Annotated in this window: 21 protein-coding genes; 10 read left to right on the forward strand and 11 right to left on the reverse strand. The window is 65.7% G+C overall.

Translation table 11 applies throughout. From position 1 onward, the window contains the following. The first annotated feature begins 1 nt into the window (after window position 1). Window positions 2–340, forward strand: coding sequence for an ArsR/SmtB family transcription factor (locus tag J2Y55_RS04710; protein WP_310148237.1), 339 nt, complete (start codon window positions 2–4; stop codon window positions 338–340). Then, the gene (locus tag J2Y55_RS04715) at window positions 321–875 is read left to right on the forward strand and encodes an SRPBCC family protein (protein ID WP_310148241.1); all 555 of its coding nucleotides are present in this window, start codon (window positions 321–323) and stop codon (window positions 873–875) included. The genes J2Y55_RS04710 and J2Y55_RS04715 overlap by 20 nt, the downstream gene beginning before the upstream one ends. A gap of 240 nt (window positions 876–1,115) precedes the next feature. On the opposite strand, the gene J2Y55_RS04720 is transcribed toward J2Y55_RS04715, so the two are convergent. Continuing rightward, a complete protein-coding gene (locus J2Y55_RS04720; protein WP_310148244.1) occupies window positions 1,116–1,679 on the reverse strand; it encodes a TetR/AcrR family transcriptional regulator in 564 nt (187 codons plus the stop codon). A 119-nt stretch (window positions 1,680–1,798) separates the two neighbouring features. Here J2Y55_RS04720 and J2Y55_RS04725 point away from each other — a divergent pair, with 119 nt between their 5' ends. Beyond that, window positions 1,799–2,455 carry a glutathione S-transferase gene (locus J2Y55_RS04725; RefSeq protein ID WP_310148729.1) on the forward strand — a complete coding sequence of 219 codons (657 nt, stop codon included), beginning with the start codon at window positions 1,799–1,801 and terminating at the stop codon, window positions 2,453–2,455. 169 nt (window positions 2,456–2,624) lie between these two features. Here the strand turns inward: J2Y55_RS04725 and J2Y55_RS04730 are convergent, their stop codons facing one another. The 4 genes from J2Y55_RS04730 to J2Y55_RS04745 form a co-directional block, all read right to left on the reverse strand. After that, window positions 2,625–3,149, reverse strand: coding sequence for a winged helix DNA-binding protein (locus tag J2Y55_RS04730; RefSeq protein WP_310148246.1), 525 nt, complete (start codon window positions 3,147–3,149; stop codon window positions 2,625–2,627). A gap of 262 nt (window positions 3,150–3,411) precedes the next feature. Next, window positions 3,412–4,407, reverse strand: a complete 996-nt coding sequence (locus J2Y55_RS04735; protein ID WP_310148249.1) for a TRAP transporter substrate-binding protein — start codon at window positions 4,405–4,407, stop codon at window positions 3,412–3,414. Between the two features lie 35 nt (window positions 4,408–4,442). Continuing rightward, window positions 4,443–5,753 carry a TRAP transporter large permease gene (locus J2Y55_RS04740; RefSeq protein WP_310148252.1) on the reverse strand — a complete coding sequence of 437 codons (1,311 nt, stop codon included), beginning with the start codon at window positions 5,751–5,753 and terminating at the stop codon, window positions 4,443–4,445. Window positions 5,754–5,757: 4 nt separating this feature from the next. Next, window positions 5,758–6,306, reverse strand: a complete 549-nt coding sequence (locus J2Y55_RS04745) for a TRAP transporter small permease (protein ID WP_310148254.1) — start codon at window positions 6,304–6,306, stop codon at window positions 5,758–5,760. Between the two features lie 244 nt (window positions 6,307–6,550). Here J2Y55_RS04745 and J2Y55_RS04750 point away from each other — a divergent pair, with 244 nt between their 5' ends. Continuing rightward, the gene (locus tag J2Y55_RS04750; protein ID WP_310148257.1) at window positions 6,551–10,150 is read left to right on the forward strand and encodes a hydantoinase B/oxoprolinase family protein; all 3,600 of its coding nucleotides are present in this window, start codon (window positions 6,551–6,553) and stop codon (window positions 10,148–10,150) included. Window positions 10,151–10,163: 13 nt separating this feature from the next. On the opposite strand, the gene J2Y55_RS04755 is transcribed toward J2Y55_RS04750, so the two are convergent. After that, complete coding sequence (locus tag J2Y55_RS04755) at window positions 10,164–10,958, reverse strand: class I SAM-dependent methyltransferase (RefSeq protein ID WP_310148260.1); 795 nt, start codon at window positions 10,956–10,958, stop codon at window positions 10,164–10,166. A 111-nt stretch (window positions 10,959–11,069) separates the two neighbouring features. On the opposite strand from J2Y55_RS04755, the gene J2Y55_RS04760 reads away from it, so the two are divergent. Further along, a complete protein-coding gene (locus J2Y55_RS04760; protein ID WP_310148263.1) occupies window positions 11,070–11,765 on the forward strand; it encodes an SDR family oxidoreductase in 696 nt (231 codons plus the stop codon). Between the two features lie 18 nt (window positions 11,766–11,783). On the opposite strand, the gene J2Y55_RS04765 is transcribed toward J2Y55_RS04760, so the two are convergent. Then, window positions 11,784–12,401, reverse strand: coding sequence for a LysE family translocator (locus J2Y55_RS04765; RefSeq protein WP_310148266.1), 618 nt, complete (start codon window positions 12,399–12,401; stop codon window positions 11,784–11,786). 91 nt (window positions 12,402–12,492) lie between these two features. Here J2Y55_RS04765 and J2Y55_RS04770 point away from each other — a divergent pair, with 91 nt between their 5' ends. Next, window positions 12,493–13,077, forward strand: a complete 585-nt coding sequence (locus J2Y55_RS04770; RefSeq protein WP_310148270.1) for a GNAT family N-acetyltransferase — start codon at window positions 12,493–12,495, stop codon at window positions 13,075–13,077. A gap of 7 nt (window positions 13,078–13,084) precedes the next feature. Here J2Y55_RS04770 and J2Y55_RS04775 read toward each other — a convergent pair whose 3' ends face one another. Next, a complete protein-coding gene (locus J2Y55_RS04775; RefSeq protein WP_310148273.1) occupies window positions 13,085–13,942 on the reverse strand; it encodes an alpha/beta fold hydrolase in 858 nt (285 codons plus the stop codon). Window positions 13,943–14,054: 112 nt separating this feature from the next. Between J2Y55_RS04775 and dapB the strand changes: the two genes are divergently transcribed. The 3 genes from dapB (at window position 14,055) to J2Y55_RS04790 (ending at window position 17,845) form a co-directional block, all read left to right on the forward strand. After that, window positions 14,055–14,858, forward strand: coding sequence for a 4-hydroxy-tetrahydrodipicolinate reductase (gene dapB / locus J2Y55_RS04780; RefSeq protein WP_310148276.1), 804 nt, complete (start codon window positions 14,055–14,057; stop codon window positions 14,856–14,858). 161 nt (window positions 14,859–15,019) lie between these two features. Beyond that, entirely contained in the window at window positions 15,020–16,681 is a 1,662-nt protein-coding gene (locus tag J2Y55_RS04785; RefSeq protein ID WP_310148279.1) for a methyl-accepting chemotaxis protein, read from the forward strand. Window positions 16,682–16,753: 72 nt separating this feature from the next. After that, window positions 16,754–17,845 carry an ATP-dependent DNA helicase gene (locus tag J2Y55_RS04790; protein WP_092167206.1) on the forward strand — a complete coding sequence of 364 codons (1,092 nt, stop codon included), beginning with the start codon at window positions 16,754–16,756 and terminating at the stop codon, window positions 17,843–17,845. 46 nt (window positions 17,846–17,891) lie between these two features. Here J2Y55_RS04790 and J2Y55_RS04795 read toward each other — a convergent pair whose 3' ends face one another. The 3 genes from J2Y55_RS04795 to J2Y55_RS04805 all read right to left on the reverse strand — a co-directional run bounded on the left by J2Y55_RS04795 (window position 17,892) and on the right by J2Y55_RS04805 (window position 19,615). Further along, window positions 17,892–18,179, reverse strand: a complete 288-nt coding sequence (locus J2Y55_RS04795; protein WP_310148282.1) for a hypothetical protein — start codon at window positions 18,177–18,179, stop codon at window positions 17,892–17,894. 105 nt (window positions 18,180–18,284) lie between these two features. After that, entirely contained in the window at window positions 18,285–19,055 is a 771-nt protein-coding gene (locus tag J2Y55_RS04800) for an anti-sigma factor (protein ID WP_310148285.1), read from the reverse strand. After that, entirely contained in the window at window positions 19,052–19,615 is a 564-nt protein-coding gene (locus tag J2Y55_RS04805; RefSeq protein WP_310148288.1) for a sigma-70 family RNA polymerase sigma factor, read from the reverse strand. Before J2Y55_RS04805 ends, J2Y55_RS04800 begins: the two co-directional genes overlap by 4 nt. A 196-nt stretch (window positions 19,616–19,811) precedes the next feature. Here J2Y55_RS04805 and J2Y55_RS04810 point away from each other — a divergent pair, with 196 nt between their 5' ends. Then, the gene (locus J2Y55_RS04810; RefSeq protein WP_310148291.1) at window positions 19,812–20,606 is read left to right on the forward strand and encodes a DUF4394 domain-containing protein; all 795 of its coding nucleotides are present in this window, start codon (window positions 19,812–19,814) and stop codon (window positions 20,604–20,606) included. Window positions 20,607–20,746: the final 140 nt, after the last annotated feature.

Raw genomic sequence — 20,746 nt, forward strand, 5'->3', positions numbered from 1 at the left:
CATGGATCGTTTCGCCGCCCTCGCCGAGCCCACGCGACGCAGCATCGTCGAGATGCTGGGGCAGGGTGCGCTGTCTGCTGGCGAGATCGGGGCGCGGTTCAAGGTCAGCGCACCCGCGATCTCGCAGCATCTCAAGGTGCTGAAGGAGGCCGGGCTGGTCAGGGTCGAGGTCAGCGGCCAGCGCCGCATCTACCGGCTCGATCCCGCAGGACTCGACGAGTTCGACGCCTGGGTGCGCAAGGTCCGCGGCTTCTGGGGACCGAAACTCGACGATCTGGAGCAAGAACTGGCGAAAGCCGAGACAATGAAGGGAGAGAGCGATGCAAATAGCGGCACATGAATATGGCGTGGTTCTGGAAAGTGGCGCGGTGCGCTTCGAGCGGCTGCTGCCGGGCCCGATCGAACGGGTCTGGGCCTATCTGACCGAGAGTGACAAGCGCGCGACCTGGTTCTGCGGCGGCGAGGCCGAGCCGCGCGATGGCGGGCATGTCGCGCTGTTCTTTAAGCATTCGCAGATCACCAAGGAGACGCCGCCCGAAGGCGCTCGCAAGATGAACGACGAGGGTTCGCTGATGGGTGGCACGATCACCGCCTGGGAGCCACCGCATCGCTTTGCCTTCAACTGGGTCGGCATGGGCGATCCCGATTCCGACGTCGAATTCGTGCTGTCGGAGGCCGGCGACAAGGTCCGCCTCGTGCTGACGCATCGCAGGCTCGCGACGAAGGACCGGATGGCGATGGTCTCCAGCGGCTGGCACCTGCATCTGGGCCTGCTCGAGGACCAGCTCACGGGGCGGCCGCCAAGCGGATTCTGGTCGCTGCATGAGGCGCTGAAGGCGGAGTATGCGGAGCGGCAGAAGGGCGCGCAGGCGTAGCGCGATTGCCGGCTTGAGGCGATTTAGAAGCGGTCCGGCGGGATGCCGGGCCGCTTCGCGTCGCGTGGGGGATTGGTTTCGAGCCGTTGCGGCCTGAAGCAGTCGCAGCGGCCGGCTCGGTCCATGCGAGAGATTCGTGCTGGTCGGCAGGAGTGGCCACGGGCGGACCCAGTACGCTCTCAGGCAATAGGCGCCTGCTCGCGGGGCCTCTCTGATGCCGCACGTTGGCTATGGTGCCGTCTACGCCGGCAGAAGCCCTGCCGCGCGATAGCTGTCGACTACCGCGTCATAGAGAGAAATATCCGAGCGGCTTCTCGCAATCAGCTGAGCGCCGATGATTGCCGCGAAGATGGCGCGAGCCCGCCCTTCGCTCTCCTCGGAACTGACCACGGCCGCTGCCGACAGGACCCTGCTCAGCCATGCCACATTGACGTCGGCAAAGGTCTGGACCTCGTTTTTAACGGCTTCCGGAAGGCCGTCATATTCGGCGGCCATGAAGCTGCAGAGGCAGATGCGGTTATCATTTTCGAGCGCCTTGCGGAAAATCCCGGGATATTGGCGCAGACAGTCGGTCGGATCCGAAGTTTCGGCCAGCATAGCCTCCAGGCCAGCCGCTGTGTCCTCCCAATAGCGCCTCGCTACCGCCGCGCCGAGATCGGCCTTGCTCGGGAAATGATAATGGATGCTTGCGGCCTTGATGCCCACATCTTCCGCGAGTTCGCGGAAGTTCAGGCCGCCATAGCCATGCGCCTGAGCAGTCCTTCTGGCGGCTGCCAGGATGGCCTCCCGAGAGCTCGAACTCATGTCGCCGCCTCACCGCTTCGTGGCCACCAACCTACCAAGTGACAGATAGGCGTTGACCGGGAAAGTGTGAAGCTCTACGTTTTGTCTACCAAGTGGCAGGTAGACAAAAGGAAGTGGCGATGAAGATTTACGATTGGCCCACCGGGCCTTATCCCGCCCGCGTCCGTATCGCTTTGGCCGAGAAAGGCCTGCAATCGCGTGCCCAGTTCGTGTCGATCGATCTCTGGAAAGGCCAGCACAAGACGCCCGAGTTCCTCGCCAAGAACTACTCAGGCACGCTGCCGGTGCTCGAACTCGACGACGGGACCTTCATTGCCGAGTGCACGGCCATCACCGAATATCTCGACGCGCTTGACGGCGCTCCCACGCTCACCGGCAGAACACCGCGCGAAAAGGGCTTGATCCACATGATGAGCAAGCGCGCCGAGCTCGAGCTGCTCGACGCTGTCAGCGTTTACTTCCATCACGCCACACCGGGGCTTGGACCCGATGTCGAGATTTATCAGAACGCCGAGTGGGGCTTCCGTCAGCGCGACAAAGCCCTGAAGGGCATGCGCTATTTCGATGGCATTCTGAAAAGACAGCCGTTCGTCGCCGGTGAGGTCTTCTCGATGGCCGACATCACGGTCATAGGCGGCCTGATCTTTGCCGGGCTCGTGGAGCTGCCGCTGCCTGCGGAGTGCGGGGCTCTTCAAGCCTGGTATGCAAGGATGCAGGAGCGCCCCAGCGTCAAGAACCGGGTGACGATGTCGGAACCGGCCGAGGCGTCTGTTTGAGGTCCTTGTCTGAAGGGGCGTATCGGCACGCAGCCGCGCCTGCGACGCTACCCGGGCTCGCGTATCTTGGATACGCACAAAGGCAGATCCGAACCCACGCGACCGGTGGCCCGCGGGGCTCTCGCTGCGCACCACCTTCTTCCGCCAGGGGAGAAGGGAAAAGGCTGCTCTACAGGCTTGCCGCTGCCCGCGCCGCCTGGTCGTAATGGCCTGAGAGCGAGCGCATCGCGGCGGCGATCTCGGAAAGGCGCGCCGGGTCCAGGCCGGTGCCGAGCACCGATTTGACCAGGAGCTGCTCGCGGATCTGGGCGTAGCGCTTGCAGGCGTCCTCACCGGCCTGGGTGACCGCGACGGTCTTCTCCTTGCCCTTGCGGCCGCCCTTCAGGAGCTTGAGGCGCTCGAGCTTCTTGAGCGAGTAGTTCACCAGATGCGTGTCCTCGATGTTGAGGACGAGGCAGATGTCGGCGAGGCGCTTGGGCTTGCCGCGATGGTTCACGTTGTGCAGCACCAGCACGTCGAGCTGTGACAGGTCGGCGAGGCCGGCCGCCGCCATGGCGCGCACGATCCAGCGCTGGAAGGCATGCGCCGTCATATTCATGGCGAACTCGAACTCCGACAGCGCCGGCATCGCGCCCGAGGCGAGGTGGCCGGAGGAGACGATGGGTCCGAGATCGTTGGGGGGAATGGAAGACATGCTCGCAACCCGAATGAGGCGCGGGGAACCCTCTCCTGCATCAAAGTCGGGTCTACCCGACTTTGACACTTTGAGAGCTGAACTCGGGCAGGCCCGAGTTCAGTGAGAGGGCAGGGTGAGGTGTAGGCCGTTGGACGCGTTGGCTGTGACCGACCGCTGCGTTGAGATTGGCGCTTTGCTGGTCCAGGGGCCGGACCCCTCACCCCTGCCCCTCTCCCTACGGGAGAGGGGTTCCCCGCGCTTTTTTGGAGAAGCTTGAGCCTCACATCTTCTTGTAAGCGTCGACGATCGCCTGGCCGTCGGTGCCGGCCTTCTTCAGCCAGTCGGCGGTTAGCGTGTCGCCAGCCTTTTTGAAGCCGGCCGCGAGTTCCGGCGAGGGCTGCTGCACCTTCATGCCCTTGGCCTTGAGCTGGTCGAGATACCAACCGGCCTTCTCTTCCCACATCTTCCAGCCACGGGCTTCGGCGTCGGCGGAAGCCTTGAGGATCGCATCCTGGGTCGGCTTGTCCAAGGCGGCGAAGGCGGCCTTGTTGACGAAGGTCGCGTTCTTCGGGATCCAGGCCTTGGTGTCATAGAAATGCGTCAGCGATTCCCAGACCTTGGAGTCGTAGCCGGTGCCGCCCGAGGACATGAACGAGTTGACCACTCCGGTCGCCAGCGCCTGCGGCAGTTCCGCCGCCTGGATCGTCACCGACTGCATGCCGAGCAGCTCGCCCAGCCGCGTCGTGCCGACATTGTAGGAGCGCCATTTCAGCCCCTTCATGTCCTCGACCGTGTTGATGTCCTTCTTGGCGTAGACGCCCTGCGGCGCCCAGGGGACCATGAACAGGAGCTTGATGCCCTGGCTGTCGAGCTTCTTCTCGACCGCGGGCTTCGAGGCGGCATAGAGCTTCTTCGATTCGGCGAAGGACGCGGCGAGGAACGGCACGACGTCGATGCCGTAGACCGGGTCCTCGTTCTCGTGGATCGACATCAGCACTTCGCCCATCTGGGCCTGGCCGGTCTGGACCGCGCGCTTGATCTCCGGGGCCTTGAACAGCGAGGCGTTGGCGTGGAGCGTGATCGAGAGCTTGCCTGACGTCGCGGCCTCGACATCCTTGGCGAAGATGGCGAGGTTCTCGCTATGGGGATTGTCGGCCGGGTAGGCCGCCGGCAGGTTCCATTTGGCTTGCGCCAGCGCGCCCGTCGTGGCGAGCGCCAGCGCACCAGTGGCGACGCCGATCGCGAGCAGGCCCTTGATGAGGTCGTTGCGTGTCATTGCGGTGTCTCCGTTCCCTTGTTGTTGATGCGGTGTCATTGCGGCGGAAAGGCCATTTCCGGCAGGATCATCACGATCTGGGGGAAGATCGTAATGATCGCGACGGCGGCGACCAGCAGAAAAAAGAAGGGTAGGGCGGCGAGCGCGACCGTATTGGAGTCCTTGCCCGACATGGTCTGAAGCACGAACAGGTTGAAACCGACCGGCGGCGAGACCTCGGCCATCTCGACGATGAGCACCAGGAAAATGCCGAACCAGACCAGGTCGAAACCGGCGGTCTTGATCATCGGAATGACGATCGCGGTCGTCAGCACGATCATCGAGATGCCGTCGAGCGCCGTGCCGAGCACGATATACATCACCGTCAGCGCGGCGATCAGCGCGTAGGGCGAGAGGTGCAGGGAATCGACCCAGGCGGCCAGCGCCAGCGGGATGCCGGTATAGGCCATCGAGGTCGACATGAAGGAGGCGCCGGCCAGGATCAGCATGATCATGCAGGTGATCCGCGTCGTGCCCATCACGCTTTGCCAGAACGCGTCTTTCGTCAGCGTGCCTGACCACCAGGCGATGCCGAAGGAGCCGAGCACGCCCCAGGCGGCGCATTCGGTTGCCGTCGCCCAACCCAGCAACAGCGAGAGGAAGACCAGCGCGATCAGCAGCATGCAGGGGATGAGCTGTGCCGATTCCTTCAGCTTCTCGCGGAATGGCATCGCCGGCTCCGGCGGCGGCGACTTGTCCGGGTTGAGCATGTGCCAGACGACGATGTAGCCGGAATAGAGCACCATCACGAGCAGGCCGGGCAGGAAGCCGGCGAGGAAGATCTGGATGATCGAGACATTGGCCGCGACCGCATAGACCACCATGGTGATCGAGGGCGGGATCAGGATGCCGAGCGTGCCGGCGCCGGCGAGCGAGCCGAGCGCGACGGTCTCGTCATAGCCGCGCTTCTTGAGCTCCGGCAGCGCGATCTTCGCGACCGTGGCGCAGGTTGCGGCCGAGGAGCCCGAAACCGAGCCGAAGATGCCGCAGGCGAGCACGTTCACATGCATCAATCGGCCAGGCAGCCAGTTGAGCCAGGGCGCCAGGCCCCGGAACATCTCCTCCGACAGCTTGGTGCGGTAGAGGATTTCGCCCATCCAGATGAAGAGCGGCAGCGCGGCCAGCGTCCAGGAGGCGCTGTTGCCCCAGATCGTGGTCGCGAGCACCGCGCCGGCCGGGATGCCGCCGCCGACGAACTGCATCGCCACCCAGCCGCAGGCCATCAGCGAAATCGCGATCCAGACGCCGCCGGCGAGGAAGATCGTCAGCAGGATCAGGAGCAGGCCGGAAATTTCGATCATCGCCATCGCGTCACACTCCGCTCGCCATGGCGCGCTCGACGATTTCCTCGTCGGATTGCGCCGGAGGCTTCTCGTAGCGGGGCGGCTGTCCGCGCAGCACGACATGGACGAACTCGTCGAGCATGGCGATGAACAGGATCACGAGGCCGCCGGAATAGCCGAGCTGCGGGATCCACATCGGCATCGGCACGACGCCGCCGGCGATGTCGGTGAACTCGTAGGACTGCCAGGTCATCACCGCTGCGTGCCAGGCGAAGAAGCCGGCGAAACCGAGGCCGAGCACGAGCGAGAAGGTCTCGAAGCACCAGCGCGTGCGGCCCTCGAACCGGTCGATCAGCAGGCCAACCCGGATCATGTCGCCGGATTTGAAGGTGTGGGCGAGACCCAGGAAGGCCATCGCGGCCATGCACCAGGAGGTAAAATCGTCGCCGGCGGGAATGTTGAGCCCGATCTCGCGGCCGAGCGAGAGGCCCATCATCAGGATGAAGATCAGGATGAGGAAGCCGCCGGCGGCATAGCCGGACCAGAGATAGAGGGAGTCGAGCGAGCGGCGCATCATCGGGCGCTCGCTCCCTGATAGGCGCGCCATGCGTCGCCGATTGCCAGGGCCGATCCTGTCATCGCATCCTCCTGCTATGTGAGAGCCAGAGATCGTCAGGCTCCAGATCGGCCTGGCCCCTCAGCCATGTTCCGGTCACAATCGGGATCGTAGCCGTCGAATCCTGCTTGTCAACGTTTCATCGACGATTTATCGATGAAACGTCATCGGGCCTCTCGCCCGCTTGTTCGCGCGGAGGCTTCACATGACGACGGGTCGTTGGGACTTCTGGATCGACCGTGGCGGCACCTTCACCGATGTGATCGGCCGCGATCCCTCAGGCAAGCTTCACGCCAGGAAGCTGCTCTCGGAGAATCCGGGCGCCTATCGCGATGCGGCCGTGCAGGGCATCCGTGACCATCTCGGGTTGAAGACGGGGGAGCCGATTCCCGCCGGGCTGATCGACGAGGTGCGGATGGGCACCACGGTCGCCACCAATGCGCTGCTCGAGCGCAAGGGCGACCGCACGCTGCTGGTCATCACCAAGGGTTTCCGCGATGCGCTGCGGATCGGCTACCAGGCACGGCCCGACATCTTCGCCAAGGAGATCATCAAGCCCGAGCAGCTCTATGACGCCGTCGCCGAGATCGACGAGCGCGTATTGGCCGATGGTGAGGTCGAGCGCGCACCCGATGAGGCCGCAATCCGGGCTGCGCTTCAGGCACAGTTCGATGCCGGCTTCCGCGCCGTCGCGATCGTCTTCATGCACGCCTATCGCTATCCCGCCCATGAGCAGGTCGCGGCGCGCATCGCCCGCGAGATCGGCTTCCCGCAGGTTTCGGTGAGCCATGAGGTCTCGCCGCTGATCAAGCTGGTCGGGCGCGGCGATACGGCCGTGGTCGACGCCTATCTCTCGCCGATCCTGGGCCGCTATGTCGCGCAGGTCTCGGAGGAACTCGACATCGCCCGCACCGGCGCGCGATTGATGTTCATGATGTCCTCGGGCGGCCTCACTGCCGCGGAGCTGTTCCAGGGCAAGGACGCGATCCTGTCCGGCCCGGCCGGCGGCGTCGTCGGCCTTGCCGAGACCGGCCGCTCGGCCGGCTTCGACAAGGTCATCGGCTTCGACATGGGCGGCACCTCGACCGACGTCGCCCATTTCGACGGCGAGTATGAGCGCGCCTTCGAGACCGAGGTCGCCGGCGTGCGCATGCGCGCGCCGATGATGCTGATCCATACGGTTGCGGCCGGCGGCGGCTCGATCCTGCATTATGACGGCGCGCGTTTCCGCGTCGGGCCCGATTCCGCCGGCGCCAATCCGGGCCCGGCCGCCTATCGCCGTGGCGGGCCGCTCGCCGTGACCGACGCGAATGTCATGGTCGGCAAGCTGATCCCGGCCTATTTTCCGCCGATCTTCGGCGAGAAGCGCGATCAGCCGCTCGATGTCGAGACCGTCAAGGAGAAGTTCGCGGCGCTCGCGGCCGAGGTCGGCGATGGACGCAGTCCTGAGGAGGTCGCCGACGGCTTCATCCAGATCGCGGTCGCCAACATGGCAGAGGCGATCAAGAAGATCTCGGTCCAGCGCGGCTACGACATCACCCGCTATGCGCTAAACTCCTTCGGTGGTGCCGGCGGGCAGCATGCCTGCCTCGTGGCCGATGCGCTCGGCATCAAGACCGTGCTGCTGCATCCGTTCTCCGGCCTGCTCTCGGCCTATGGCATGGGGCTCGCCGAAATCCGCTCGACCCGGACGGCGGCGCTCGACGTGCCGCTCGACGATGGAGCGAAGGCTGCCATCGCAGGGGTTGCCGACAAGCTCGCGGCCGAGACCCGCTCCGAGCTGACGGGGCAGGGCGTGCCGACTGAGGCGATCGCCATCCATACCAGAGCCCATATCCGCTATGCCGGCACCGATACGGCCATCGCCGTCGCGGCCGGCAGCCGCGCCGAGATGAGGCAGGCCTTCCAGTTCGCGCATAAGGCGCGCTTCGGCTTCATGGACGAGAGCAAGGCGCTGGTCGTCGAGGCTGTTGAAGTCGAGGCCGTCGGCGGTGGGGCGAAGTTCGAGGAGGCGTCGTCGGCCGAGAGCGCCGGCGAGCCGGCGACAGCAGAGCGCACCCGCCTCTTCTCGAAGGGGCAGTGGCATGAGGCGGCGATCGTGCGCCGCGAGGCGATGTCGCCGGGTCAGCAGATTGCGGGGCCGGCCATCATCATCGAGCCCAACCAGACCGTCGTGGTCGAGGAGGGCTGGTCGGCCAAGCTCACGGCCAAGGACCATCTCGTGCTGGTGCGCTCGAAAGCGCTGGTCCAGAACGCCGCGATCGGCACCAAGGCCGATCCGGTGATGCTGGAGATCTTCAACAACCTGTTCATGTCGATCGCCGAGCAGATGGGCGTGACGCTGCAGAACACGGCCTATTCCGTGAACATCAAGGAGCGGCTCGACTTCTCCTGCGCCGTCTTCGACACCACCGCCTCTCTCGTCGCCAACGCGCCTCACATGCCGGTGCATCTGGGCTCGATGGACAAGTCGGTCGAGACCGTCATCAAGAACAATCCGGTGATCAAGCCGGGCGATGTCTACTGCCTGAACGCGCCCTACAACGGCGGCACGCATCTGCCCGACATCACCGTCTGCACCCCGGTCTTCGACGAGGCGGAGAAGGAGATCCTGTTCTGGGTGGCGAGCCGCGGCCACCATGCCGATGTCGGCGGCGTGGCGCCTGGCTCGATGTCGCCGCTGGCGACGCATATCGAGGAGGAGGGCGTCTATATCGACAATTTCAAGATCGTCGATCAGGGCCGCTTCTGCGAGGAGGACCTCGTCAAGCTCCTGACCAGCGCGCGCTACCCCGTCCGCAACGTCGTCCAGAACGTCAATGACCTGAAGGCCCAGATCGCGGCCAATGAGAAGGGCGTGGCCGAGCTCAGGAAGATGATCGCCGCCTTCGGGCTCGACGTGGTCCAGGCCTATATGGGCCATGTCCAGGACAATGCGGCCGAGAGCGTGGCGCGGCTTTTGACCAAGCTGCACGACGCCGAGTTCACCTATCCGATGGACCAGGGCTGCGCGATCAAGGTCAAGGTCACGATCGATCGCGAAAAGCGCGAGGCGACGGTCGACTTCACCGGCACTTCGGAGCAGCGCGGCGACAATTTCAATGCGCCGGCGCCGGTGACGCGCGCCGCCGTGCTCTATGTCTTCCGCGTCATGGTCGATGATGCGATCCCGATGAATGCCGGCTGTCTCAGGCCGATCAGGATCATCATCCCGGAGGGTTCGATGCTCTCGCCGCGTTATCCGGCCGCCGTGGTGGCGGGCAATGTCGAAGTCAGCCAGGCGGTGACGAACACATTGTTCGGGGCGCTGGAGGCGATGTCGGCCTCGCAGGGCACGATGAACAACCTCACCTTCGGCAATGACGAGTACCAGTATTACGAGACGATCTGCTCGGGCTCGCCGGCGGGGCCGGGCTTCAACGGCACCTCGGGCGTGCATGTCCATATGACGAACTCGCGCCTGACCGATCCGGAAATCCTGGAGACGCGTTTCCCGGTCGTGCTGGAGGATTTCCACATCCGGGCCGGTTCGGGCGGCAAAGGGCAGTGGAGCGCAGGCGACGGCACCAGCCGCACCATCCGTTTCCGCAAGACCATGGACTGCGCCATCCTCGCCTCGCATCGCAAGGTCCGCCCCTTCGGCGTGAAAGGCGGCGAGGCCGGGCAATTGGGCAAGACGACGGTGCGCAGGCTGTCCGGCGCGGTCGAGGAGCTGAAGCCCTCCGACCAGACGCTGCTGCAGGCCGGCGAGGCGGTGACGGTGATCACGCCGACGGCGGGAGGATATGGCAAGCCGAAGGGATAATGTCTTCCCGTCGTCAGATGCGCGCCGGCGTCGTGCCTTTCACGGCGTTGGCGCGCGCGACATAGGAGACCTGACCATCGCGCCCGGCGGTCAGGCGCGCCTTGACCCTCTCCTTCAGGAGCGCGACATCGTCGGGCGCCATGGCGGCGACCGCGCCACTGATCGTCGAGCTGAGCAGGCAGATCCTCCAGAACTCGTCGAAACCGGCAAAGTCGCGTTGCACCACGATCTCGCGCGTCTCGACATTGATCAGGCCGGCTTCCGTCCAGAGCCGCGCCAGGGCGTCGATCCGCGCGATGTCGGCTTGCGGCGGACGCAGCGGCTCGATCCCGAAGGCCCGCATCTCCGCCTGGATCGGCTCGAGCGGGAAGCCGCCGCCGGGAATGTCCCAGGCATAAGCCGCGACGAGCCCGCCGGGGCGCAGGACCCTGACCATTTCCGCAACGCCTTTGGCTGGGTCGGGAACGAAGAAGATCACCAGCGCCATGATGGCGGCATCGAAATCCCCGGCTGGAAACGGCAGCGCCATGGCGTCGCCAAGGGCGAACTCCGCCAGCGCGGCGACAGGCCGCGTACGCGCGAAAGCCAGCTGCCCGGGCGATGGATCGATGCCTTTCAGCATAGCGGGTGCGCAGCGATCGAAGATCAGCTGGGTCGAAGCGCCGTTGCCACAACCCACATCGACCCAGCGCAGGCCCTGGGCCGGGCTGAGCCAATCGAGGAAGACGTCGCCGGCAAGGCGGCTCCATTTGCCCATCATCTGCTCATAGGCAGCTCCGTCATCGAAGCGAATCTGCTGCTGGGCCATTGGGACATCCTCTCACCTGCGATGGCAGCGAACCATCGGACTGGAAAGAAGCGGCAGCAAGGCTACAGTCCCTGACAGCCTCTAACTCCAGAGACCCCACGGAGACACCCCATGCCCCAGACCTGGATGATCACCGGCGCCAATCGCGGCATTGGGCTGGCGCTGACCATGGAATTGCTGCGCCGTGGCGACCATGTCGTGGCGGCGGCGCGCAACCCCTGGGGCGGGGCGCTGGCGGAACTCGCGGCCGAGCACACATCGGCGCTGATCCCGCTCGAGCTCGACGTCACCTCCGATGACAGCGTCGCAGCGGCAAGGGCTGCGCTCGGCGATCAGCCGCTCGACGTGCTGGTGAACAATGCCGGCCTCTATGGCCCGCGTGACAAGCAGACCGGGCTGAGCGTCGATTTTAACGCCTGGCGCGAGGTCTTCGAGGTCAATGTCTACGCGCCCGTGCGGGTGGCGCAGGCCTTCCTGCCCAATGTCGAGGCCGGCGGCGGCCGCAAGATCGCGACCATCTCCAGCCGCATGGGCTCGCTCGGCAGCAATCCATCGGGTTCGCTGATCTATCGCTCCTCAAAGACGGCGGTGAACATGGCCATGGTCGTGTTCGGCAACGCCATCCGCGAGCGCGACGTCAGTGTGCTTCTGTTCCACCCCGGCTGGGTCCAGACCGATATGGGCGGCGGCGCGGCCGACATCACGCCGGCTGAAAGCGCCTCCAGCCTGATCCGCACGATCGATGCCTCGGGCATGGCTCAGACCAACAGCTTCCGGAGCTGGACGGGCGAGGCGATTCCCTGGTGAGGCGCCGCCCGCCCGCGCTCAGCTCGCGCGCGCCGAGGCGAGCCAGAGGCCGCCGCCGATCAGGAAGCCGCCGCTGACCTTGGACAGCAGCCGGACACGCTTCTGCGAGAGCAGGCGTCCGGCCCGGCTGGAGAGCAGGGCGTAGGCGCTGTCGCTGACCGCGGCGAAGAGCATCGCGGTTGCGCCCATGATCGCGATCTGGGTGAGATGGTCGCGGCCTGGGTCGAGGAACTGCGGAAAGAAGGCGCCGAAGAAGAGCAGCGTCTTCGGGTTGCTGAGCGCGACCAGCACGCCTTGCAGGAAAAAGCCGCCGCGCGGCGCCTTGGCTGGTGCTGCGCCGTCCTCACTGCCGCCGGCCGCGCGGAACATCTTCCAGCCCAACCAGATCAGATAGGCCGCGCCGGCAAGGCGCAGCCAATCGAACCAATGGCCCATTGCCGCAATGACCGAGCTCAGGCCGATACCGACGATGCCGATCATGATCGCGAGGCCGGCCTGCGTTCCCGCCACATTCTGGAGTCCGGCGCGGGTACCGTGCTTGAGGCTGTTGGCGATGATCAGCGTCACGGTCGGGCCGGGCACGATGATGATGACGAGGCAGGCAACGAGATAGGCGGCGTAGAGTTCGAGCGACATGGCGGTTGGTCTCCGATAGGACCGGCTCTTGCTCCGCCGCTCCGTCATGCAAGTCTAGCCTTGCGATCCATTGCAGGGAAGGGAGGTTGGAATGGGTGAACCCGGTTTCAAAGTCGTTCCGCTGACGCCGGAGCGCTGGCCCGACCTCGAAGATCTCTTCGGCCCCAAAGGGCCCTGCTATGGCTGCTGGTGCAATCATTTCCGCATGCCGCAGAAGCAGCGCATGCCCCTGCTGGGTGAAGGCGCGCGCCTGCTGTTCGAGGAGAGGGTGCGAAAGGGGCCGCCACCCGGCCTCCTCGCTTTCGAGGGCGACATGCCTGTCGGCTGGCTGCAGGTCGGTCCGCGCGCCCATATTCCCGAATGGAACAACCCGCGCCGGGCCTCGACGCCGCTGGCGGACGCGCCCGTCGAAGATGAGCGCAACTGGGCCGCCTCCTGCTTTTTCGTGCGCAAGGGCTTTCGCGGCAAGGGCGTGACCGCCGATCTGCTCGACGGAGCGATCAGCTTCGCGCGTGACAGCGGCGCGCGCCTGCTCGAGGCCGCACCGATGGATCACGAATTCAAACGCAGCAGCGAGGGGCTCTATGTCGGAGCCGAACGTGTCTTCCTGCGAGCCGGCTTCAGCGAGGTCGCGCGGCAGAAGGAAGGCCGGCCGCTGATGCGCCTGGTCCTGTGACGCCTTCTCAGGCGCCGGCGAGAATGAAGTCTCGGATCGCCCGATAGTAGCGCTCCGGCTCATCTTCCACGATGCCATGGCCGCAATCGGCGAAGCGCTCGAACCGGGCGAGGCCGGCGGGACAATGCTGCATAATCTCCTCATTGAAGGCGATTGGGGTGATCGGGTCGGATTCGCCGGCCATGACCAGCACCGGGCATGCGATGCGGCCTAGCGCCTCGCGGAAATCCATGCGGCCATGCTCGTTGGCTGGGCCGTTGAACCATTGGCCGGTCTCGTTGCGCAGGATGGCGCGCTGGACCCAATCGGGCGGCCCGCGCCGTTTGGTCCGGTAGAGCGGGGCGCAGCGTTCGAGATAGGGCGCGCGTGTTTCCGGCGAAGGATTCGACCAGTAGGCTTCGGCGACGCGGCCGGCCTCCGGGCCGCCGAACTGCTGGAATGCCGCATAGATGGCGGGAAAATCGACTTTCGCCGCCGTGCTGATCAGGATCAGCTTGGCGGGGTGCTCCGGATGCCGCGTGGCGTAGGACTGGGCCACGAAGCCGCCGAACGAGGTGCCGAGCACGATGGGCTTTTCGATGCCGAGCGTATCGCAGAGGCCTTTTACATCGTCGCCCCATTGCGCCAGCGTCCAGCTTTCGCATGGACCGTCCTCACTGCGTCCGCAACCGCGATGGTCGTAATAGACGATCTGCGCGATGTCGCTCAGCGCGGAGAAGGCGGGTTTGTAGATGCTGTGGTCGGCACCGGGGCCGCCATGCAGCAGGATCAGCGTCGGCTTTTGCCGCATATGTGGGCCGTCGGGCACCAGGCCGGCGCCCTCGACGTCGACATAGAGCCTGATGCCATTGACCTTGACGAACATGGCCGCGCTCCCTTGCCTCAGCCGCATTCCCTTGCCTCAGGCGACGGAGCGACGATAGTCACGCTCCGGATTCGCTCAAGCCCGCGGTTCCGCCCTCATAAGGACCCCACACATGATCCGCATCACGCTCGCCGGCTGCACCGGCTGGGTCGGCAAGGCGCTCGTCGCGGCGATCATGGCCGCGCCCGATCTTGAACTGGTCGCAGGCGTTTCGCGCAAGGCGGCGGGCCGCGATCTCGGCGAGGCGGCGGGGCTCCCCGCCAATGGGCTGCCGGTGTTCGCCAGCATGACTGAAGCGCTGCGCGTGCCTTGCGATGTGGTGATCGACTACACCAAGCCCGACAGCGTGAAGGGCAATGTGCTCGCCGCGGTCGCGGCCGGACGCCATGTCGTCGTCGGTGCATCCGGCATGACGGCTGAGGACTATGCCGAGATCGATGCGGCAGCGAAGGCTAAAAGCGTCGGCGTGCTCGCCGCCGGCAATTTCTCGATCACGGCGACTTTGCTGCGCCGCTTCGCCCGCGAGGCGGTCAAATACGTTCCCGATGTCGAGATCATCGATTACGCCTCGCCCTCCAAGCCCGACACGCCGTCCGGCACCGGGCGCGAGCTGGCCGAGACGCTCGGGGCCGAGCGCATGGCCGCGACCTCCAAGCCGGTGTCCGAGCTCGGCGGGGTCCGCGAGACGCGCGGCGGCGCGATTGGTGCGCCCCATCCGGTGCAGGTCCATTCGGTGCGGATGCCTGGCTTCGTGCTCTCCTGCGAGGCTGTGTTCGGGCTGCCCGACGAGCGCCTGGTGATCCGCCACGATGCCGGCACCTCGGCTGCGCCTTATGTCGGCGGGACCTTGCTGGCGGCGCGTCGCGTCTCCGATCAGACCGGCCTGAGGCGCGGGCTCGACAGCCTGATGGGCTGACGACCTTGCTGCGACGAGGCGGCGCCTCGCAAAGGTCGATAACTGGCTAAATAATTGATATTATTTGATTTAGCTGCGCTCTGTTAACCGCTCGTTCGTCCGCCTCTGCGAAACCTCGCGCCAATCCGGCGAGAGTGGCTTTGGCGATGCGGCGAGTGGGTTTGACGGCGAAGATCACGCTGCTGTTCGCGCTGCTCGGCGTCGCTGCTGGGCTTGGCCTGTTCAGCGCGGTGAAGGGCCTCGACGAGGTGCGCGAGATCGACCGGCAGGCTTTCACCAGCCTGGCGCTGGCAAACAAGGCCGCCTTGCTCTCGAACCGGGTGGCGAATGCGTCCTTGCTCAGCCAGTTCGACGAGACGGCAAGCCCGCGCGCCATTGAGGCGGCACTCGATACGCTGGACGGCGCCGTCGAGCTTGTGGATGCGGCGCGGGCGAGCCTGCTCTCGGCCTTGCCGGACACGATCCGCCAGGCCAACGCGACGCTCGACCCGAACATCCACACCTTCATCGCCTTCAAGAAGGACATCGTCGATATCGGCCGGCGTATCTCGCCAAAGGCCGCCTTGCTCGAAGCGAGCGCCGATGCGGCCCGCGAAAACGTCCGCCAGATCATCTCCGTCACCTCCAAGCTCACCGATGACCTCGACAAGCGCGCGCAAATCAGTGCCGCGCAGGCAGGCGCATTGGCCCAGGCGTTGCGCCTGCGCGCGATCGTGATCGCGCTGTGCCTGCCGCTCGGCGGGGCATTGCTGGCGGTCTATCTGCTGCGCACCCATCTGACGCGGCCCTTGCGCGAACTGATGGCGGCGATCGGCGTCGCGACCTCCTCGTCTGAGGTCATCGAGGTGCCGCATACGCAGCGACGCGACGAGATCGGCCAGCTTGCCCGCACGGTGCGGACATTGAGCGAGGTCCGCGCCACGCTGGTGACGCGCGAGGCGGAGGCCGATCTCGCACATTCGCATGCGGGCGTGCGGACGCAGGAACTCGGCCGGATCGCCGAGGCCTTCGAGGGCAGGATCGGCGTCCTGCTGGCCGATATCGCCGGGCTCAGCGAGGTGCTGCACGGCGCATTGCAGGAAGCGGCTGTGCGCGCCCAGCAGGTCTCGGCGGCCTCGGGCACGGCGGCGACCGCGGTCGAGGGAGCCGGTGCGGATGCGCGCGGCATCACCGAGGCGGCCTTGCGGCTCGAACATGTCGTCGGGCAGATCAACAGCGAGGTCGGCCGAGTCTCGCAGACGGCCTCAGTGGCGAACCGGGATGCGGAAGGCGCCGTCCATCTGGTTGGCCGCCTGACCGAGAATGCCGCCCAGATCCGCGATGTCGTCGGCCTCATCGAGGCGATCGCGCGGCAGACCAATCTGCTCGCGCTGAACGCGACGATCGAGGCGGCGCGCGCCGGCGTGCATGGGCGCGGCTTTGCCGTGGTTGCCAGCGAGGTCAAGGCGCTTGCCGGCCAGACCGCCGACGCGACGGCGCGGATCGTGCGCCGCATCGGCATGGTCAACAGCGCCTTGTCGGACGCGGCCCAGGCGGTCTCGGGCATCGTCGCCAGCGTCGGCGCGGTCGAGCAGACAAGCACCGAGATTTCAACCATGGTCGGTTCGCATGCCGAACTGCTCGGCTCACTCGGCGATACGGTCGCGCGGATCTCCTCCGTCACCGGTGCTGCCGCCGGCGCCATGGCCGAGATCGCCATGGCCAATGCGCAATCGGTCGCCCAGGCCGATATGGGCGCGGCCGGCGCCCGCGACCTCGACGCCCGCATCGCGGCGCTGCAGGGCGAGGCCGAGGAGTTCGTCCGCCGCCTGCGCGCGGCTTGAGGTCGCGCTTGCCATTCCGGTGCGACTCGCGGCGTTGTGCGGCATGATCCGGACCCGCTCTTTTTCCCGCCGATGAACTGGTCGCCGCAGCAGGATGCCGCGCTCACCGCGGTCGCACGCTGGCTCCAGGCCGGCGAGCCGCAGCTTTTCCGGATGTTCGGCTATGCCGGCACGGGCAAGACCACCTTGGCGCGCCATATCGCCGAGGCCGTCGACGGCGATGTCGTCTTCGCTGCCTTCACCGGCAAGGCCGCGCTCGTCCTGCGCAACAAGGGTTGCGTCGGGGCGCAGACGATCCATTCGCTGATCTACCGCTCGCGCGGCGTCGAGGAGGAAAGCCCGACCTTCGTGCTCAACCGCGAGAGCGTCGCAGCCAAAGCCAAGCTGATCATCATCGACGAGTGCTCGATGGTCGACGAGGATCTCGGCAAGGACCTGCTCTCCTTCGGCACGCCGGTGCTGGTGCTGGGCGATCCGGCGCAGCTCCCACCGGTCAAGGGCGGCGGCTTCTTCACCGAGGTCGAGCCCGACGTGATGCTGACCGAGGTGCACCGCCAGGCGGCCGACAATCCGATCGTGCGGATGTCGATGATCATCCGCGAGGGCGGGCGGCTCGATGTCGGCGATTACGGCCAGAGCCGCGTCATCCGGCGCGATGAGGTGACGCCTGAGATCGTGCTCGGGGCCGACCAGGTGCTGGTCGGCATGAACAAGACGCGGCGCAACTACAATGCCCGCATGCGCCAGTTGATGGGCCGCACCGAAACGGTTCCCGTCGCCGGCGAGAAGCTGGTCTGCCTGCGCAACGACAAGAGCAAGGGCCTGCTCAATGGCGGCTCATGGATCGTGCAGGAGCTGAAGACCTCGAAGAAGGGGCTCGTCACCATGCGGGTGACGCCCGAGGACGACACCGGCGGCAAGCCCGTCAAGGTCTCGGTTCTGCCGAATTTCTTCGACGGCACCGAGGACGAGGTGCCCTGGGAGCTGCGCAAGCACACCGACGAATTCACCTTCGGCTACGCGCTGACCGTCCATAAGGCGCAGGGCTCGCAATGGGACGACATCGTCCTGTTCGACGAAAGCTTCGCCTTCCGCGAGCACAGGGCAAGGTGGCTCTATACCGGACTGACGCGCGCGGCGGAGACGATCACGGTGGTGGTGTGAAGCAGCTTGCGCGTGACAGGTGAGGTCAGCTTTTGGTGGTTTGCGGTCATGGTCGGACCGCGTTTATGGCGATAATCTCGTCCACAAACGCTGACTGCGGAAACTCACGATCTGTAACGGCCCACCCTGATTGTGACAGGCGAAACAAGTAACGATTCTGCCGCTCGAGCTCATGTGACAACAGCAAGCGCACATCGGAAACCGATAGTGCCTTCTCGCTCACTGGAGATAACAGCCCAAGGTAGCAAAAGAGCATTTCGGTTACCTTGGATGCATCGATGTCGGCCTGCTGATCTTCGAGGAATGCGTTCAAGCTGAGCAGTGTGGGCGACATGGGCCAAGATTAAAGCGCTGGCGGCGGAGGTGCAACCAGAAGTCTGATGGGGGTCGAAGTCTGACCTTCGCAACGGTCGAGCCATTCTGAATGTGGCCTCGTGTCTCACAAAGCCTGCGCCGTCGTCCCCTTCGCCACGATTGGCCCGGTCGGGCGGCCGGTCGGCGAGCCTGTCGCCGGCTCCAGCGTGATCTCGAAGAGCTGGTCCTTGCCGAGCGGGAGCTGGTCGAGCCTCAGCTTCGTCGAGCGGGCGCGCTCGATCAGCCCGACCGAACGCGGGCCGACCGCGCGGTCCCAGAGCGTCCAGATTTCGAGCGCCTTGCCATCGGGCACATGGATCGCCTGCAATGGCACCATCTCGACGCGGCCATCGGCGAAGGTGTTGACCACGGCCGCCGCGACGCTGGCTTCGGTCAGCAGCACGGCCACCATGACCGGCTGGCGCCTGGCGCGGTCGAGCGCCCCATTGAGCCCGATGGCGAGCAGGATCGCTGCGAGCGCACCGGCAAAGGCCGCGCCGCGCCAGACGAAGAGGCTATTCCACCACGCCGATAGGCGACTGCCGGCAGAAGGAGCGGTCCTGCGCTGGATCGTCGTCGTCGCCGCTCGCGCCGGGGCTGCGTTCTGCGCCAGCGTCGCCAGTTCGGCCTCGATCCGGCTCCATAGGGCTGGCGAGGGGGCAAGCGGTGTCGCCGTTGCGTCGATGCCGGCGAAATGGCGGCGCCAGCTCTCGACGGCAGCGGCGAGCTCGGGATCGCTTTCGAGCTGCTGCTCGAAGGCGCTGCGGTCGGCCCCCTCGATCAAGCCGAGGACATATTCGCCGGCCAGCGCGTCGCGCTCGCCTCGCGGCAGGTTGATGTCGGTGGAGGGGCTCATCCGAGGCACTCCTTCAGCGAGATCAGCGAGCGCCTGATCCAGGATTTCACCGTGCCGATCGGCATGTTCAGCCTGCCGGCGATCTCGCCATGAGTCAGGCCCTGGACGAAGGCGAGCAGCACGATGCCGCGCCGCTGCGGCGGCAGCGTCTCGAGGCAGGTGCGCAGTGCTTTGGCGTCCGAAAGCTTCGACATGACCGTCTCGGGGTCGTCCTCTTCGCTCGCCATCTCCTCGGCGACAGGTTCTTCACGCGTTTCCGTGCGCTTCTCGTCGCGCAGGATCGAGAGCGAGCGGTTGCGCAGGATCGCGTAGATCCAGGTCAGGCCGCCGCCGCGCTCGGGGTCGAACCGCGCGGCATGCCGCCAGATCAGGACAAAGGCGTCCTGCACCGCCTCCTCGGCCAATGCGCGACGCTTCAGCAAACGCAGCGCCACACCCAGCATACGCGCGGACTCGGCGTCGTAGATGCGCCGGAGCGCAGATTTATCGCCGGAAGCACAGGCGCGCAGCGCGGATTCGATCTCTGCAGCCTTCGCCGTCAGCGTGGCGTCGCTCGCCATTCCGGTCTCCTTGCTGGCGCAACGCCCTGCCGGCCGTGGCCAGCCTCTTGTTACACATCTGGGGCCGCTGCGGATGCGCCAGGATTCTTTATTTTTCCTGCCGCATCCGCAAGCGAGAACGCCGCGTTGACGCATCCGAGTGCTGCGGCCGGACAGAGGCCGGGGGCACCGGAAAAGACAACCGGAGGATAACGGCATGAACCGCAACACCCGCCTTGCGCTGATAGCTTCGACGATTCTTGGTGCATCCCTTGTCGCGCCGCTGGCTGCCCAGGCCGGCATGCTGGCCGCGCTCACCGGCGACGACACCCTGACGATGATCGACACCACGACGCTGAAGGCCGGCAAATCGATGAAGGTCAGCGGCATCACCGGCAAAATCGCCGGCATCGACGTGCGGCCTGCCGACGGCATGCTCTACGCGCTGACGGCAGACGGCACGATCTACACGGTCGATGCTGCCGGCAAGGCGACGATGAAATCCAAGATGGACACCGTGCTTTCGGCCGGTGCCATGGCCACCGTCGATTTCAACCCGGTCGCCGACCGTATGCGCGTGATCGGCTCGGACGGCACCAATCTTCGCGTCAATGTCGATGACGGCAAGACCACGGTCGACGGCAAGCTGAAATTCGCCGAGGCCGATATGCATAAGGGCGAGGCGCCGATGATCGTCGCAGGCGCCTATATCAACGCGGTGAAGGGCGCCAAGGAGACGACGCTCTATGACATCGACGCCAAGATCGGCGGCCTGATCAAGCAGGCGCCCCCGAATGATGGCGTGCTCGGAGCGGTCGGCAAGCTCGGTGTGATGCCGAAATCCATCGCCTTTGATATCGAGACGGCAGCGGATGGAACCAATACCGGCTGGTTGCTGGCGGATGGCGCCCTGCACAAGGTCGATCTCGCCACGGGCAAGGCTGCTATGGTTGGACAGCTTACCGGGCTGACCGCACCTGTGCGTGATATCGCGGCGCTTCCGGCGTCGTAAGTCCGGGACGACCTGACCCGGCCATTCGGGAGGGCTGCCGCCTCGCAAGGGGCGGCGGTCCTTCTCATGTTCTGGTCGCTGGCCCGGACGTGAGATAAGGACGTCGCCATCGCCATCAAATGGCGCGATGTCCCCCAGCT

This window comes from Allobosea sp. BE125 (assembly GCF_031456075.1).
GTDB lineage: Bacteria > Pseudomonadota > Alphaproteobacteria > Rhizobiales > Beijerinckiaceae > Allobosea.

Excerpts from the sequence above, each read along its gene's own strand:
- J2Y55_RS04710 (WP_310148237.1), top strand. The coding sequence starts at position 2 with ATGGATCGTTTCGCCGCCCTCGCCGAGCCCACGCGACGCAGCATCGTC.
- J2Y55_RS04755 (WP_310148260.1), bottom strand. The coding sequence starts at position 10,958 with ATGGCCCAGCAGCAGATTCGCTTCGATGACGGAGCTGCCTATGAGCAG.
- J2Y55_RS04760 (WP_310148263.1), top strand. The coding sequence starts at position 11,070 with ATGCCCCAGACCTGGATGATCACCGGCGCCAATCGCGGCATTGGGCTG.
- J2Y55_RS04745 (WP_310148254.1), bottom strand. The coding sequence starts at position 6,306 with ATGATGCGCCGCTCGCTCGACTCCCTCTATCTCTGGTCCGGCTATGCC.
- dapB (WP_310148276.1), top strand. The coding sequence starts at position 14,055 with ATGATCCGCATCACGCTCGCCGGCTGCACCGGCTGGGTCGGCAAGGCG.
- J2Y55_RS04810 (WP_310148291.1), top strand. The coding sequence starts at position 19,812 with ATGAACCGCAACACCCGCCTTGCGCTGATAGCTTCGACGATTCTTGGT.
- J2Y55_RS04805 (WP_310148288.1), bottom strand. The coding sequence starts at position 19,615 with ATGGCGAGCGACGCCACGCTGACGGCGAAGGCTGCAGAGATCGAATCC.
- J2Y55_RS04750 (WP_310148257.1), top strand. The coding sequence starts at position 6,551 with ATGACGACGGGTCGTTGGGACTTCTGGATCGACCGTGGCGGCACCTTC.
- J2Y55_RS04730 (WP_310148246.1), bottom strand. The coding sequence starts at position 3,149 with ATGTCTTCCATTCCCCCCAACGATCTCGGACCCATCGTCTCCTCCGGC.
- J2Y55_RS04775 (WP_310148273.1), bottom strand. The coding sequence starts at position 13,942 with ATGTTCGTCAAGGTCAATGGCATCAGGCTCTATGTCGACGTCGAGGGC.
- J2Y55_RS04790 (WP_092167206.1), top strand. The coding sequence starts at position 16,754 with ATGAACTGGTCGCCGCAGCAGGATGCCGCGCTCACCGCGGTCGCACGC.
- J2Y55_RS04740 (WP_310148252.1), bottom strand. The coding sequence starts at position 5,753 with ATGGCGATGATCGAAATTTCCGGCCTGCTCCTGATCCTGCTGACGATC.
- J2Y55_RS04735 (WP_310148249.1), bottom strand. The coding sequence starts at position 4,407 with ATGACACGCAACGACCTCATCAAGGGCCTGCTCGCGATCGGCGTCGCC.
- J2Y55_RS04795 (WP_310148282.1), bottom strand. The coding sequence starts at position 18,179 with ATGTCGCCCACACTGCTCAGCTTGAACGCATTCCTCGAAGATCAGCAG.
- J2Y55_RS04765 (WP_310148266.1), bottom strand. The coding sequence starts at position 12,401 with ATGTCGCTCGAACTCTACGCCGCCTATCTCGTTGCCTGCCTCGTCATC.
- J2Y55_RS04800 (WP_310148285.1), bottom strand. The coding sequence starts at position 19,055 with ATGAGCCCCTCCACCGACATCAACCTGCCGCGAGGCGAGCGCGACGCG.
- J2Y55_RS04725 (WP_310148729.1), top strand. The coding sequence starts at position 1,799 with ATGAAGATTTACGATTGGCCCACCGGGCCTTATCCCGCCCGCGTCCGT.
- J2Y55_RS04770 (WP_310148270.1), top strand. The coding sequence starts at position 12,493 with ATGGGTGAACCCGGTTTCAAAGTCGTTCCGCTGACGCCGGAGCGCTGG.
- J2Y55_RS04720 (WP_310148244.1), bottom strand. The coding sequence starts at position 1,679 with ATGAGTTCGAGCTCTCGGGAGGCCATCCTGGCAGCCGCCAGAAGGACT.
- J2Y55_RS04715 (WP_310148241.1), top strand. The coding sequence starts at position 321 with ATGCAAATAGCGGCACATGAATATGGCGTGGTTCTGGAAAGTGGCGCG.